General features: G+C 64.0%; 12 protein-coding genes and 1 pseudogene. 4 read left to right on the top strand and 9 right to left on the bottom strand.

From position 1 onward, the window contains the following. Positions 1-38: 38 nt before the first annotated feature. Positions 39-929, bottom strand: coding sequence for a LysR family transcriptional regulator (locus QCE58_RS08830; RefSeq protein ID WP_250521139.1), 891 nt, complete (start codon positions 927-929; stop codon positions 39-41). Between the two features lie 161 nt (positions 930-1,090). Between QCE58_RS08830 and QCE58_RS08835 the strand changes: the two genes are divergently transcribed. Beyond that, the gene (locus QCE58_RS08835; protein WP_250521140.1) at positions 1,091-1,609 is read left to right on the top strand and encodes a Spy/CpxP family protein refolding chaperone; all 519 of its coding nucleotides are present in this window, start codon (positions 1,091-1,093) and stop codon (positions 1,607-1,609) included. Between the two features lie 118 nt (positions 1,610-1,727). Continuing rightward, positions 1,728-2,156 carry a PGDYG domain-containing protein gene (locus QCE58_RS08840; RefSeq protein ID WP_250460672.1) on the top strand — a complete coding sequence of 143 codons (429 nt, stop codon included), beginning with the start codon at positions 1,728-1,730 and terminating at the stop codon, positions 2,154-2,156. Between the two features lie 6 nt (positions 2,157-2,162). On the opposite strand, the gene QCE58_RS08845 is transcribed toward QCE58_RS08840, so the two are convergent. From QCE58_RS08845 to QCE58_RS08880, 8 genes and pseudogenes are all read right to left on the bottom strand, one after another. Beyond that, entirely contained in the window at positions 2,163-2,528 is a 366-nt protein-coding gene (locus QCE58_RS08845) for a DUF3022 domain-containing protein (protein ID WP_008349491.1), read from the bottom strand. Between the two features lie 38 nt (positions 2,529-2,566). Continuing rightward, positions 2,567-3,358: a YhfC family intramembrane metalloprotease gene (locus tag QCE58_RS08850; protein ID WP_034473443.1), complete on the bottom strand. Its 792-nt coding sequence runs from the start codon at positions 3,356-3,358 to the stop codon at positions 2,567-2,569. Beyond that, positions 3,359-4,450, bottom strand: coding sequence for a LacI family DNA-binding transcriptional regulator (locus QCE58_RS08855; RefSeq protein WP_034473442.1), 1,092 nt, complete (start codon positions 4,448-4,450; stop codon positions 3,359-3,361). It lies immediately after the preceding gene. A 103-nt stretch (positions 4,451-4,553) separates the two neighbouring features. Further along, positions 4,554-5,522, bottom strand: a complete 969-nt coding sequence (locus QCE58_RS08860; RefSeq protein WP_250521141.1) for a D-glycerate dehydrogenase — start codon at positions 5,520-5,522, stop codon at positions 4,554-4,556. A gap of 783 nt (positions 5,523-6,305) precedes the next feature. Further along, positions 6,306-7,587: pseudogene (locus QCE58_RS08865) on the bottom strand (MFS transporter). A 44-nt stretch (positions 7,588-7,631) separates the two neighbouring features. Then, on the bottom strand, positions 7,632-8,633 hold the full coding sequence (locus QCE58_RS08870) for a sugar kinase (protein WP_034473439.1): 1,002 nt from the start codon (positions 8,631-8,633) through the stop codon (positions 7,632-7,634). A gap of 56 nt (positions 8,634-8,689) precedes the next feature. Continuing rightward, positions 8,690-9,499, bottom strand: coding sequence for a TIM barrel protein (locus QCE58_RS08875; RefSeq protein ID WP_250521142.1), 810 nt, complete (start codon positions 9,497-9,499; stop codon positions 8,690-8,692). 141 nt (positions 9,500-9,640) lie between these two features. Continuing rightward, positions 9,641-10,531 carry a LysR family transcriptional regulator gene (locus tag QCE58_RS08880; protein ID WP_008349476.1) on the bottom strand — a complete coding sequence of 297 codons (891 nt, stop codon included), beginning with the start codon at positions 10,529-10,531 and terminating at the stop codon, positions 9,641-9,643. Between the two features lie 114 nt (positions 10,532-10,645). Between QCE58_RS08880 and QCE58_RS08885 the strand changes: the two genes are divergently transcribed. After that, positions 10,646-11,716 (top strand): YeiH family protein, encoded by a 1,071-nt coding sequence (locus QCE58_RS08885; RefSeq protein ID WP_250521143.1) that lies wholly within the window; start codon positions 10,646-10,648, stop codon positions 11,714-11,716. A gap of 76 nt (positions 11,717-11,792) precedes the next feature. Further along, entirely contained in the window at positions 11,793-14,723 is a 2,931-nt protein-coding gene (locus QCE58_RS08890; RefSeq protein WP_250521144.1) for a molybdopterin oxidoreductase family protein, read from the top strand. Positions 14,724-14,729: the final 6 nt, after the last annotated feature.

The following is a 14,729-nucleotide window of genomic DNA, read 5'->3' on the forward strand; positions in this document are numbered from 1 at the left end:
TTTGCATTATCGCCGAGACGCTGCGATACGAACGCCGGTCAGACACCGAGCTTCGTCACCATGAAATCGACGAAACTCGCGAGCTTGGGCGTCGCGCGCGTATCGCGCGGATAGACGAGATGAACGGGCGAAGGCTTCGGCAGAAAGTCCTGGAGCACCGCGACGAGCGCGCCGCTCTTCAGTTCATCTTCGACGAGCGCATGCGGTTGAAGCACGAGGCCGAAGCCGGCGAGCGCCGCCTTCCTGAGCGCCTGCCCGTTATTCGTGCGAAAGCGCGCGGACTGCGTGCGGCGCGCATGCATCGCCTCGTCCTCGCCTTCGAGCCGCCAGCTCGCCTCGCGGCCGAGATGCAAGAAGCCGAGGCACTCGTGGCTCGCGAGATCGGCGGGGGTCGCGGGCGTGCCCGCGCGCGCAAGATAGGAAGGCGACGCGCATACCGTCATCGCATACGGCTTGAGCGGCCGCGCGACGAAGCTCGAATCGGCGAGCGTGCCGATACGCACGGCGGCGTCGAATCCTTCCTCGACGATATCGGCCATGCGGTTGGTCAGATCGAGCTCGACGCTGATCTGCGCGAACGCCGCGAGAAACTCGGTCACGGCGGGCGTGACGAACTGCACGCCGTAAGTCAGCGGCACGGTGACGCGCAATACACCGCGCGGCGTCGCGCTCATCGATTCGGCGAGGGTGTCGGCAGAATCGACTTCCGCGAGAATGCGGCGGCAGCGTTCGTAATATTCACGGCCGATCTCGGTCAGGCTCTGACGACGCGTCGTGCGGACGATGAGACGCGCATCGAGCCGCGCCTCCAGCGCCTGCAAGTGCTTGCCCGCCATCGGCGCTGAGATCGAAAAGCGCTCGGCCGCGGCGCTCAGACTGCCCGCCTCGACGATCGCGACAAAGACCCGCATGCTCAACAAGGTATCCACTGCGTTTTTTCCAGAGACGTTTCGAATGTAAGCAGTTGTGGCAATGCGGGCGAATCCGCATGCAATCGTGATACTAATATCCGCCGATGGCGTGATCTTCGCTGCTTTGCATGCAGCTTACGAAGCACGCCGCTTCCTATATCGATCGAAGGTACTTTTGAATGAAAAGAACACTCGTTGCATTGGCCGCTTTCTGCGCACTGAGCCCGGTTTTCGCGCAGAGTTCGGCGCCCACGGCCGCATCGGCGCCCGCCGCGCAGGACGCTGCGTCCGCACCGGCCGCCAGCAAGCGCGAGACGCGCGTCGAGGAGCGTATCGCGGAACTGCATTCGAGCCTCAAGATCACGCCGCAGCAGGAAGCGCAGTGGTCGAAGTTCGCCGATGTAATGCGCGACAACGGCCGCACCATGGCCGATCTGTACCGCCAGCGCATCGCCCAGCGCGACACGATGTCCGCGCTCGACGACATGAAGCAATACGAGCAGATCACGCAAGCCAACGCGGACGGCACGAAGCGGCTCGTCGAAGCTTTCGAGCCGCTTTACGCGAGCCTTTCGCCCGAGCAGAAGAAACTCGCCGATACGAGCTTCCGCTCGGAGCACGGCAAGGCGCGCCGCGGCGGCGCGCACCATCGTTCGCGCGCGGCGGGCGCGGATGCGGCATCGACGACGAAGCCCTGAACGAGCGCCGGATCGGAAAGCCCGCATCGCATGATGCGGGCTTTTTTGCGTCCGCCGAGTGCAAAATGACGCGAATGCCGTTACGATCCGCTCCCTCACCATCTTCGCCGATCGCACCATGCTCCATCTTTCGCAACTCGATCTCGCCACCGATCCCGCCGCACGCCGCGTCGTGAAGGACGAAGCCGTCACCGTGGAATTCGCGGCTGCCGCGGGCGAACTCATGAGCCTCGAAGGGCCGAACCGCTATGCAAGCGGCGATGCGATCGTCACCGCTTCCAGCGGCGAGCGCTGGGTCGTGTCGCGCGAACGCTTCGATCCGAAGTACGTGCCGGAAGGCGGCATCGCGCACGGCGAGGCGGGCATCTATCGCAACCGTCCGAGCGTCGTGCTCGCGAAGCAGATGCACGAACCCTTCTCGATCGCGCGATCCGCGGCAGGCGACATCCTCACCGGCGCTGCCGGCGACTGGGTCATGCAATACGCGCCGGGCGATTTCGGCGTCGTGAAGGCAGCGCGCTTCGCGAAGGTCTATCGCGAAGCCTGAGCGCGCTCACGCGAAGTCCTCGCCCATCTCGATGTCCACTTCGCGCGGCACGGTCTGGCCGTCCGCATACATCTCTTCGAGCGATCCGAGCGTCGCTTCCACATAGGCACGCAGCACCGCGTAACTGCGCGCGTGCATGCGTGGCGGCAATGCGCGATAACGCGCGAGCGCGGCCGGATCGAAACGCACGTCGATCGTGATGCGCCGCGCGCTCGAACCGAAGCGCATCGCCACGTAATGAATCACGAGCGATGTGCGGCCTTCATCGTCCTTGCGTTCGGCGAACTGCGTCTGCTCGGGAAAGAGATCGCAGATTACATGCGCGAGCATGTCGATATCCGCGCTCGGGCAGTCGTATTGATAGTCGTCCATTCGATGTCGATATTTGATTCAGGCAGGCGCGGATGCGCTCAACCGCCGCGCGCCGCGGCTCGCCGGTAGTAGCGCACGAGCGCCACCGCGACGATCGCGCCGAGCACGAGATACACCGCATCGGCGGCGATGAGCGGCACGAGCCGCGCCTGAAAAAGCGCGGCTGGCAAGCCGACGAGCGCATGCGCGGCAACGAGGACTGCGAGCGCGTGGCGCGAACGCTCGCGCAGCATTTGCCACATCAGCGCGGAAAAGCCGAGTTGCAGCACGAACGCACTCGCACGCTCGACGAGGAAGATGCCCGCCGACACCGGCGACAGACTCATCAGCACGAGATGAATGCGCGCGATCGCTTCGAGCGGCGCGGTCGCGAAATGCGCGTCGAGCGTGCCGCGATTCGCGAGCACCGCATAGACGATCCATTGCACCTGCACGAGCACGCCGACGATCCACGCCTCCGCCCCGCCGTGCCCGATGCCGTAACCGAGCGCCGGACCGTGCCGGTCGAGCGCGTCAGGCTCGCGCGAGATGAGCCATTTCATCGCGAGAAAGCGTCCGACTTCCTCGCACAGCCCCGCCGCGAGCGCGCCATAAACGACGAACACGGCCGGATTGACGAGCCACGCCGACGTGACGGGATTGCTCAGCATGAAGCCGTGCAGCGCGCGTTCGATGACCATCGCGAAGAGCGCGAACACGGCGATGCCGAGAATCGCGTAGCGCGGCACGATCGCGAAGCGCGGCCGCAGCTTCCTGTACAGCACGATGGGCATGGCCGCGATGATGAGCGTCGCGAGCGCGAGGCTCAGCAACGTCGTAACACTGATCATTCAGATTCCTTGCGAAGCTTGTTGCTCGTCGTTGTGATTCGCGCGTGTCGTCGATGCGCGCACGACGAGTTCGCCCGGCAGCAGACATTCGCGCGCGGGCATCGCGGCGCCGCCGAGACGCTCATGCAGAAATTCGACCGCGCGCCGGCCGATATCGTACGTCGGCTGGCGGACCGCCGTCATGCCGGCGAGCTGCGCCCATTCGGAATCGTCGATCGACATCAGCGCGACGCTCGCCTGCCAGTCCGCGCCGTGGCGTTCCTTCAGATGCACCGCGACGCGCAGCGCGACCGGCCCGTTCGCCGCGAAGAGCGCGACGCGCTTGCCCGCGGCTTTCGCCGCCGTGACGCGCGTGTCGAGTTCCGCGAGCGCGGGCGCCGCATCGGCGAGATCGATCACGAGCGTCGAGCCGCTTGCATGGAGCGCCGCGACGGTTTCGCGAAACGCGGCTTCGCGCAGACGCCGCGAGCTGACATGCGTGACCGGCTGCACGACGAACAGCAGCTCGTCGAAACCTTCGTCGACGAGATGACGCGTCGCGATCTGCACGGCGGCGGGATTGTCGAGCCCGACCATGTCGGTGATGAAACCTTCGACCGAGCGATCGACGAGCACGACCGGAATGCCGCCGCGCGCAAAGCCTTGCAGCAGTTCTTCCTTCACGCCGAGCGCGTTGACGATGACGCCTTCGACGCGATACGTCGTCAGCAATTGCAGATAGCGCCGCTCCATGTCGATCTCGTTGGCCGCGTGACAGATGAGCGGCATATAGCCGAGCGCGTGGCACGCTGCTTCGACGCCTTGCAGCACTTCGACCGAATACGGGTTCGTGAGGTCGGCGAGCAGCATGCCGATCAGACGATTGCGGCCGCGCTTCAGGCCGCGCGCCATCTGATTCGGCCGATAGTCGAGCTTGGCGATGGCCGCCTCGATGCGCTCGCGCAGATCGGGCGACAGCACGCCGAGCTCGCCGTTCAGATAGCGCGAGATGCTGGTCTTGCCGGTGCCTGCTTCGCGGGCGACATCGGTGATGGTCGCGCGGCGCGCGCCGAATGCAGGCGGGCGGTTCGTCAATGTGGGGTCGTCGGACATAGTGGTCGTGGGCGCGCGCTTCGCCGTGAAGCGAGTCGCGATGCCGTCATTATCGTTCTCCTCGCATCGCGCATGTTAGCGCATGACCGGGCGACCCACGGTTTCAGCGCGCGAGCACGTCGGGATTGACGATGTTCTGCGTGAGCGTGCCGTTCAGTGCGCCGATGACATTTTCCGCGGCGTTTCGCGCCATCGCGTGACGCGTTTCGTGCGTGGCCGAGCCGATATGCGGCAGTGCGACGACGTTTTTCATCGCGAGCAGCGGCGAGTCGGCGGGAAGCGGTTCCTGCTCGAACACGTCGAGGCCTGCACCGCGGATCGTGCCGTTTTTTAGCGCATCGATGAGCGCGTTTTCATCGACGGTCGGTCCGCGCGAGGCGTTGATCAGAATCGCACTCCGTTTCATTTTCTGCAATTCGTTCGCCCCGATGAGACCGCGCGTTTCCGGCGTGAGCGGCACTTGCAGGCAGACGAAATCGGATTGCGCGAGCAGTTCGTCGAGCTCGACACGCTTTGCGCCGTATTCCTTTTCGGCCTGCTCGTTCGCGCTGCGATTCGTGTAGAGCACGTTCATGCGAAAGCCGAGCGCCGCGCGCCGTGCGACGGCCCCGCCGATGCGTCCCAGGCCGACGATGCCCAGTGTCTTGCCTTGCACGTCGACGCCGAAACACGCTTCACCGATGCTTGCCTTCCAGTTGCCTTGCTTGACCCATTCGGCGAGTTCGACGACGCGGCGCGCGCTTGCGAGGATCAGCGCGAAGACCGTGTCGGCGGTGGATTCGGTGAGCACGTCCGGCGTGTGCGTAAGCACGATGCCGCGGCGGGTGAGGTCTTGCACGTCGAACTGGTCGAAGCCTACGGAGATCGTCGACAGTGCTTTCAGGCGGTGGGCGCCTTCGATCATGTCGGGGGAGATCTTTATGCTCGCACCGATGGCGCCGTCGGCGGTTGTTAGCGCTTGCACGAATGCGGCGTGGTTTTTCGGATCGATGTTCACCACTTCCGCGTGGGCGCGGAGATAGGCTTCTACGTCGCTTGGCAACGCCTTGTAGGCTACGATTTTTTTGGTCATGGTTTGCTTTGTCTGGGTTGGTTGGCTCGGGCTTCTGTGGAATCCCGTTTTCGTGTCGGTCTATTGGCACTGCCCCTGTGCGGGGCGGCAGTCACTTTCTTTGCCGTCGACCAGAGTTAGCGCTTTAGCGCTTACTCTGGTCCTGTGTAAAGAAAGCAACCAAAGAAAGCAGCTTCCGATACGCCCGCGGTCACACGCAATTTGGGTAGTCCTCTCGTCCATCGTGGGCTGCCTAGAGAGTGCCCTCATAGGCCCCATCGGGCTTGGCTCGCGCACGGTCTGTCACATCGCACCACACAACAATCTGGTTCAGCACCACATAGCTCCGGCCCGCTTCGCGGCCGACCGGTCAATCGGGGATGCATGTGCTTCTCTACTAATGTCTCCGTCTCACTGCACTGGCAGCCCGTCGGTTTCCCTTGCAGACCCGGCGGCAGCGCGTAGCGCTGTGCCGAAGCAGTTTCGTGCTGAACCAGTGTCCTTGGAAAACTAGCTCGTCAGACCGCGCGCGAGCCAAGCCCGATTAGGTGTTTGAGGGCACTCTTTAGGCGAGTGCCACCTAGGACGAGAGTACTACCCAACGTGCGTGTGACCGCGGGCCGTGACGAGCTGCTTTCTTTGGTTGCTTTCTTTGCACAGGACCAGAGTAAGCGCTAAAGCGCTAACTCTGGTCGACGGCAAAGAAAGTGACTGCCGCCCCGCACAGGGGCAGTGCCAATAGACCGACACGACAACGGGATCCGGCGAAACCGAAAGCAAAAGCGAAAAGCGAAAGCAAAAACCTCAAGGCCTCACAACAACCCCAGCCCGAACCGCCGCCTGCGGCTTAACCGCCAGCGTAAGCCAAACAGCCATCAACAACGCGGCGCTCATGAAAACATAAGAGGCAGAGGGCGATCCAGTAGCCCCATTCAAATACCCCACAAAATACGACCCGACGAACGACCCCAACGCCCCCATGCTATTGATGAGCGCCATCGCCCCCCCGGCGACATTCTTCGGCAGCAACTCCGGCACGATCGCAAAGAACGGCCCATAGGGCGCATACATCGCAGCCCCTGCGATCACGAGCAACGCATAAGAAGCCCAGAAGTTCGTCGACCCGAGAAGGTAGGAACCTGCAAACGCCACCGCGCCGATCAGCAGAAACGGCCACACAAAAGCCTTGCGTGCCTGAAGCTTCTGAGGCCCACGAAGCCAGCAGCATCGCGATGGTCGCCGCAAGATACGGCACCGCCGACAGCCAGCCCGTCTCGACCATCCCGAGCGTCGATCCGCTCTTGAGAATCGAAGGCAGCCACAGCACGAACCCATACACGCCGATGCTCCAGCAGAAATACTGCGCACACAGCTTGATCACCGCCGGCGACTTGAACGCCTCGCGATAGTTCTTCACCGGCTTGATCGCGGCCTGCTCGGCGCGCAAGGTCGCATCGAGATCGTTCTTTTCCTGATCCGTGAGCCAGCTCACCTGTGCGGGCTTGTCCTTCACGATGAACCACCAGATCACCGCCCACACCACCGCCGGCAAACCTTCCGCGATGAACATGTGGCGCCAGCCGAACGAGTTCACGAGATAACCGGATACGACCGACATCCACAGCACCGTCACCGGATTGCCGAGAATCAGAAACGTATTCGCACGCGAGCGCTCCGACTTCGTGAACCAGTTCGCGATGAAGACGAGCATCGCCGGCATCACCGCAGCCTCGACGACGCCGAGCACGAAGCGGATCGCCATCAACGAAGGGATATTGCTCACCATGCCCGTGAGCGTCGCGCAGCCGCCCCACAGCACGAGACTCCAGAACACGAGCTTCTTCACGCTGCGCCGTTCGGCATAGATTGCGCCCGGAATCTGGAAGAAGAAATAGCCGAGAAAAAACAGCGCGCCGATCAGCGAGGACAGTCCCTTGCTGATGCCCAAATCCTGATTGATGCCCGCCGCCGCCGCGAAACCGTAGTTGGCGCGGTCGAGATACGCGAGGCTGTACGTGATGAAGACGATCGGCATGATCGCCCACCAGCGGCGCACGGCCAGCGTGGGATTGGAAGAACTTTGCATGGTTGTCTCCGAACGCAATTCGGTTGAGTCTCGGTTGGTGGCTTTCAAGCCAGATCGAACGCGGCTTTGGCCGTCTTGTCGTTGGAATCCTGTGCTTCGAGCAGATCGAGCGCGGCGCGCGTCGGCAGTCCTTCGCTGTCGCCGATCACCTGAATCGCCAGCGCGCCGATGCGATTGCCGCGCGCGATCGCGTGACGCACATCGCGTCCCTCGAGCAGCGCGCTCACGACGCCGACCGCGAAGCCATCGCCCGCGCCGACCGTATCGACGACCTTCTCGACCGGCACGCCCGGCACGATGCCCTGCTCGCCGTCCGCCGTGCGGAAATACGCGCCGTGCGCGCCCAGCTTCACGACGACGCCCTTCGCTCCCCGATCGAGATAAAACGCGGCGATGTCCTCGGGCTTCGCATAGCCCGTCAGCGTCAATCCTTCGGACACCCCCGGCAGCACCCAGTCGGCGAGCGCGGCGAGCGCATTGAGCGATTCGGCCATCGCCTCGCGCGACGGCCACAGCGTCGGACGCAGATTCGGATCGAACGAGATCGTCTTGCCCGCTGCCCGCATTTCGCGGGCCATGTGGAACGCAAGCTCACGCGAGGTCGCCGAGATCGCGGGCGCCACGCCCGTCAGATGCAGATGACGCGCGCCGAGCACGTAATCGGCGGCGTAGTCGTCGAGCGACAAATGGCTCGCGGCCGAACCCTTGCGGAAATACTCGACGGCCGGATCGCTGCCGTCGTCGCACTTGCCTTTGAGCTGAAAGCCCGTCGGATAACGCTCGTCGATCGTCACACGGCGCGCGTCGATGCCTTCGGATGCGAGTACGTCGAGCACATAGCGCCCGAACGAATCGTTGCCGACGCGGCTCATCCAGCCCACCTTGAAGCCAAGGCGCGACAAACCGATCGCGACGTTCAGATCCGCGCCCGCGACGCGCTTCGTGAATTGACCGGCCTTCGCGAGATCGCCGGTAACGGCGGCGACGAACATCGTCATCGCTTCGCCGTAAGTGACGACGTCGAGGGCTTCAGGCTTGGCTTGCATGTCGGGTTCCTTTGCAGATGAATGCTGAATGCAAAATGCGTAATTCAAAGTGGCATTCAAAATGCCGCGATTCGTGCGACCTGGCGCGCCGCGTCGGCGTCGAGAGAAACGTCCGCGCCCGGAATGAACGGATATTCGATGCCGCGCGGCACATCGCCCGGCAACTGCGCGAGCAGCGTCGCGAAACGCGCGTCGCCGTTCGCGGGCGCGGCGGCAAAACGGCGCGCGCCCTCGCCCATCACCGCCTTGCAGTGCACGTACGCGACGTGCGGCGCGAGGCGCTGCGCCGCGTCGAGCGGATCCTGCTCCGCCCAGTGCCAGTTTCCGGTGTCGAAAGTCATCGCGAGGCCGCTTCGCGCGGGCAGCGCGGCGAAGAGCGCATCGAACGCGCCGATCGTGCCGCCTGCCTTCAGTTGTCCGTTTTCGACGACCACGCGCGCTTTCGACGCGGCGATCGCCGACATCAGGCGATCGAGCGTGGCCGGATCGGTCGCGACACCACGCTCCGTGCCGCCCAGTTGCAGCTTGACGATGCGCGCGTCCATCGCCGCTGCCTCGTCGATGGCGAGCCGCAGCGAATCGAGATCGAGCGCGCCGTCGTCGCGGAACAGCGTCGCGGGCGTCGAATGGACGGCCCACAATCCGTGCGCGCGAATCCGTGCGCCGAGCTGCGCGAGTGCATCGGGCTGCGAATCGGCGTCATCGGCGAACAACTCGCGGCGCACTTCGAAGCCATCCGCACCCGCGCGCGCCGCGACCGCCGCCCACGCGGCGTGGCCATCGCGACGGATCGCATCGGCGCCGAACGCGCTCGCCACGATCACAACTTCTGCGCGCTTTTCATCGATGCGGGATTTTTGATTCACTCGCTTCTCACTATGGGTTTTGGCCTCGAAATTCCTCGGTGGAACCGGTTCCATAAACGATTTTCGAAAAGGACGCCGCAGCGCCCCTGTTGAGAACGAATGGTGCGTCAGACCGCCATCGACGCGCCATAGTGGAATTCCCTAGCCGATGAGACCCGGTTCCTCGCACAACTCCAGGAAACGCGCCGCGACGCGTGACGGCGTTGCCGCGTGCGGCAGCAGAATCGAAAAACGCCGCGTGAGCGGTCGCGGCGCGATACGCACGCGACGCAACGCGCTGTCCTCGTGGCGGATCGACATCGCCGATACGAAGCCGATGCCCATGCCCGCGCGCACCGCCTCCTTCACGCCCTCGACGCCCGCGATTTCCAGCGCGACGCGCATGGGCGCATCGCAATCGGCGAACGCGCGCTCGATGATCTGCCGCACGCCCGAGCCGGGCTCGCGCAGCACGAGCGGATGCTCGCTCAACTGATCGAGCGTGGCGGCATCGCGCCCGTCGGCAAGCGGATGACCATTCGGCAGGATCGCGACGATTTCGTCCTCGCGCCACGGTGTGACGGTGGTGCCGAGCGGCAGATCGTGTCCCGGCGCGCCTTCGACCAGCGCAATATCGAGCGAGCCGAGCGCAGCGACGATGTCGGCGGTATTGCCGTCGATGGTCGTCACGACGACTTCCGGAAAGCGCTTGTGAAACGCAGCGATCAGATACGGCAGCAAATAACTCGCGGGCGTCGTGCTCGCGCCGATGCGCAGCGTGCCGCGCTCCAGCCCGCGCAATGCGTCGCGCAGCGCGTGCGCCGCGCGAAATGTCTCGCGCAGGCGTTCCGCATGGCCGAGCAACTGCTCGCCGGCTGCGGTCAGGCGCACGCCGCGGCCATCACGCTGATAAAGCGGCTCGCCGAATTCCTCCTGCAGCAGGCGCAACTGCCCCGACACGGCGGGCTGCGACAAATGCAAGGCCACCGCCGCCCGGCTGATGTTGCCGTGCTCTGCGACCGTTGCGAACGTTATCAGTTGTTCCGGGGTCATCTGTTTCAAATATAAGATGGTCCGATACTTCCCATTCTAAATCACGATTTTTCATATTCATATATCGAGAATAGGATTAGCCCATCGAGTCATCATCATCAAACGGGTTCATCCATGTCCACGGTTCAGTCCGCCCAAACGCTCGCGCCGGCCGCATCATCCAGACGCGGGCAACTCAACGGCATTCTCTTCGTCGCCTTGTTCGCCGCCGCCGTCACGCGCCTCGCTTCGCTGCCCGCTATCGCCGGGCTCGGCATCAGCCCGCTGATCGTCGGCATCGTCGCGGGCGCGATCTACGGCAATGCGCTGCGTCACGGCATGCCGGAAAGCTGGGCGGCCGGCGTCAACTTTTCCGCGCGCAAGCTGCTGCGCATCGCGGTCGCGTTCTTCGGGCTGCGCATCAGCCTTCAGGAAATCGCGCAAGTCGGCGTGTCGGGTTTCACGGTGTCGGTGCTGGTCGTGGTCAGCACGCTCGTCATCGGTACGTGGGCCGGCATGAAGCTGATGAAGCTCGATCGCGATACCGCACTCCTCACGGCAGCCGGCAGCGCGATTTGCGGCGCGGCCGCGGTGCTCGCGTTCGAATCGACGTTGCAATCGAAGCCGCACAAGAGCGCGATGGCGGTGGGCAGCGTCGTGCTGTTCGGCACGCTCTCGATGTTCCTCTACCCGCTCGCGTTGAACGCCGGCTGGCTGCATCTCGATACGCTCGGCGCGGGCCTCTTTTTCGGCGGCACGATTCACGAAGTGGCGCAGGTCGTCGGTGCGGCGAGCAACGTCAGCCCGGAAGCGACGCATATCGCGACCATCGTCAAGATGACGCGCGTGATGCTGCTCGTGCCCGTGCTGCTCGTCATCGGTTTCTGGATCAGCCGCTCGCGCAACACGGCGGACGGCGCGGCGCAAGGCAACGGCAAGATCGCGGTGCCCTGGTTCGCGCTCGGCTTTCTCGCGCTCGTCGTCGTGAATTCGCTGCACGTTCTGCCCGATGCCGCCACGAGCACGATCAACACGCTCGACACCTTCGCGCTCACGATGGCCATGACCGCGCTCGGCATGGAGACGCGCATCGCGCAGATCCGTCAGGCCGGCCCGCGTGCGCTTGCAACCGGCGCGATCCTGTATGCGTGGCTGGTCGGCGGCGGCCTCGCGATCACGCTCGGCGTCGAACGCCTCTTCGGCTGATCGATCGCCGATGCAGTGAAGTACCGAATCGCGCGAACGGTCCCCGTCGCGCGATAACGCTTTAGAAGGAGCACTCATGGAACACGGCGCTCGTACCCAGAACGAGAAGCTCGATGTCAAGACCACGACGTGCTACATGTGCGCGTGCCGTTGCGGCATCCGCGTGCATCTGCGCGACGGCGAAGTCAGATACATCGACGGCAATCCGAACCATCCGCTCAATCAAGGCGTGATCTGCGCGAAAGGCGCGTCGGGCATCATGAAGCAGTATTCGCCCGCACGCCTCACGCAGCCGCTGATGCGAAAACCCGGCGCACTGCGCGGCGAAGCGCAGTTCGAGCCGGTCTCGTGGGAGCTCGCGCTCGATACGCTCGAAAAGCGTCTCGCACACCTGCGCGCCACCGATCCGAAAAAATTCGCGCTCTTCACCGGACGCGACCAGATGCAGGCGCTGACCGGCCTCTTCGCGAAGAACTTCGGCACGCCCAACTACGCGGCCCACGGCGGCTTCTGCTCGGCGAACATGGCCGCGGGCATGATCTATACGATCGGCGGCTCGTTCTGGGAATTCGGCGGCCCGGATCTCGACCGCGCGAAGCTCTTCTTCATGATTGGCACGGCGGAGGATCATCACTCGAATCCGCTCAAGATCGCGATATCGAAATTCAAGCGCGCGGGCGGACGCTTCATCGCGATCAATCCGGTCCGCACGGGCTACGCGGCCATCGCCGACGAATGGGTGCCGATCCGCCCCGGCACAGACGGCGCGCTTTTCATGGCGCTGATCCACGAACTGATCGCCGCCGACGCCTACGATCACGAATTCGTCACGCGCTATACGAACGCGGCCGAACTGCTCGATATGAACGAAGCGAGCGACACGTTCGGCCTTTTCGTGAAGGACGAAAGCGCGGCCGAATCGAATCCGCTCTTTCCGCAGAATCATCTTTGGTGGGACACGAAGACGAATCGCGCCGTCGCGCATCACGCCGACGATGCCGCGCCCGCGCTCGATGGCCGCTACACGCTCGACGACGGCACGAGCGTCGCGCCCTCCTTCGCCTTGCTGCGCGAGCAGGTCGCGACGTGCACGCCGGAATGGGCCGCGGACATCACCGGTATTCCCGCCGCGACGATCGAACGCCTCGCCGCCGAAATGATCCAGACGAGCCGCGATCACAAGATCACGCTGCCGATTCAATGGACCGATTGTTGGGGCAGGAAGCACGACACCGTGACGGGCAACCCGATCGCCTTTCACGCGATGCGCGGTCTCGCCGCGCACTCGAACGGCTTCCAGTCGATCCGCGCGCTCGCCGTGCTGATGTCGCTGCTCGGCACGATTGACCGTCCGGGCGGTTTCCGGCACAAGTCGCCGTTTCCGCGCGCGGTGCCGCCATCGGCGAAACCGCCGAATCACCCCGATCAGGTGAAGCCGAACACGCCGCTCGCGAGCGGGCCGCTCGGCTGGCCCGCCGCGCCGGAGGACCTCTTCATCCACGACGACGGCACGCCGGTTCGCATCGACAAGGCGTTCTCGTGGGAATATCCGCTCGCGGTGCACGGCGTGATGCACAGCGTCATCACGAACGCATGGCGCGGCGATCCGTACCCCATCGACACGCTGATGATCTTCATGGCCAACATGGCATGGAACTCGTCGATGAACACGATGGAAGTGCGCGACATGCTCGCCGACAAGCACGTCAACGGCGAATACAAGATTCCGTTCATCGTCGTGTGCGATGCGTTCCAGTCGGAGATGACCGCATTCGCCGATCTCATCCTGCCCGACACGACCTACCTCGAACGACACGACGCAATGTCGATGCTGGACCGCCCGATCTCCGAGTTCGACGGTCCCGTCGATTCCGTGCGCGTGCCGGTCGTGCCGCGCACCGGCGAATGCCGTCCGTTCCAGGAAGTGCTCGTCGAGCTCGGCAGCCGCCTGAAGCTGCCCGCGTTCACGACGCCCGAAGGCACGCGCAAGTATCGCGACTATCCGGATTTCATCGTCAATCATCAGACGGCGCCGGGGTCGGGCGTGGGCTTTCTGATCGGCTGGCGCGGCAAGGACGGCAAGGACGCGCTCGTCGGCGAGCCGAATCCGAATCAATGGGAAGAGTACGCAAAGCACGATTGCGTCTATCACTACACGCTGCCCCAAGAGCTGCAATACATGCGCGGCCAGAACGGGCCGTACCTGCAATTCGCCGTCGATAAAGGTTTTCGCAAGTTCAACGAGCCGATCCTGATCCAGCTCTATTCCGACGTGATGCAGAAGTTCCGCCTCGCCGCGCAGGGTCGCACGAAAGGCCGGCAGCCGCCGGAACACTTGCGCGCGCGCATCGAGGAATATTTCGATCCGCTGCCCTTTTGGTACGCGCCGCTGGAACTCAATACGACCGATCTCGCGCAGTATCCGCTCGCGGCCGTCACGCAGCGCCCGATGGCGATGTATCACTCGTGGGACTCGCAGAACGCGTGGCTGCGGCAGATTCACGGCGAGAACCTGTTGTACATGAATCCGCGCATGGCGAAGGCGAACGGCATCGAGGACGGCGGCTGGATTTACGTCGAATCGCAATGGGGCAAGGTGCGCTGCATGGCGCGCTATAGCGAAGCCGTCGAGCCCGGAACGGTGTGGACGTGGAACGCGATCGGCAAGGCATCGGGCGCGTGGAGCCTCGGTCCCGACGCGAACGAATCGCAGCGGGGCTTTTTGCTCAATCACCTCATCACGGATGAGCTTCCTGCGTCCGCGCGCGAAGGCCTGCGCTTTTCGAACTCCGATCCGATCACCGGACAAGCCGCGTGGTACGACGTGCGCGTGCGCGTCTATCCCGCCGAAAGCGATGCCGACCACACGCTGCCGCAATTCGCGCCGATGCGTCCATCGCCCGGCATGACGGGATCGATTCAACGCGTCGTGCAGACGTACTTCGCCGGACGCGGAGAGTTCGCGGCGCGCTTGCGCAACGCCATCAAGCGCGACGTCAAAAACTGAAGGAGA

The sequence above is a fragment of the Caballeronia sp. LZ028 genome (assembly GCF_031451415.1).
Lineage (GTDB): Bacteria > Pseudomonadota > Gammaproteobacteria > Burkholderiales > Burkholderiaceae > Caballeronia > Caballeronia zhejiangensis.

What these genes read in the sequence shown, in the direction of transcription:
- QCE58_RS08835 (WP_250521140.1), top strand. Translation starts at nt 1,091, where the DNA reads ATGAAAAGAACACTCGTTGCATTGGCCGCTTTCTGCGCACTGAGCCCG.
- QCE58_RS08845 (WP_008349491.1), bottom strand. Translation starts at nt 2,528, where the DNA reads ATGGACGACTATCAATACGACTGCCCGAGCGCGGATATCGACATGCTC.
- QCE58_RS08870 (WP_034473439.1), bottom strand. Translation starts at nt 8,633, where the DNA reads ATGCAAGCCAAGCCTGAAGCCCTCGACGTCGTCACTTACGGCGAAGCG.
- QCE58_RS08850 (WP_034473443.1), bottom strand. Translation starts at nt 3,358, where the DNA reads ATGATCAGTGTTACGACGTTGCTGAGCCTCGCGCTCGCGACGCTCATC.
- QCE58_RS08880 (WP_008349476.1), bottom strand. Translation starts at nt 10,531, where the DNA reads ATGACCCCGGAACAACTGATAACGTTCGCAACGGTCGCAGAGCACGGC.
- QCE58_RS08840 (WP_250460672.1), top strand. Translation starts at nt 1,728, where the DNA reads ATGCTCCATCTTTCGCAACTCGATCTCGCCACCGATCCCGCCGCACGC.
- QCE58_RS08890 (WP_250521144.1), top strand. Translation starts at nt 11,793, where the DNA reads ATGGAACACGGCGCTCGTACCCAGAACGAGAAGCTCGATGTCAAGACC.
- QCE58_RS08855 (WP_034473442.1), bottom strand. Translation starts at nt 4,450, where the DNA reads ATGTCCGACGACCCCACATTGACGAACCGCCCGCCTGCATTCGGCGCG.
- QCE58_RS08885 (WP_250521143.1), top strand. Translation starts at nt 10,646, where the DNA reads ATGTCCACGGTTCAGTCCGCCCAAACGCTCGCGCCGGCCGCATCATCC.
- QCE58_RS08860 (WP_250521141.1), bottom strand. Translation starts at nt 5,522, where the DNA reads ATGACCAAAAAAATCGTAGCCTACAAGGCGTTGCCAAGCGACGTAGAA.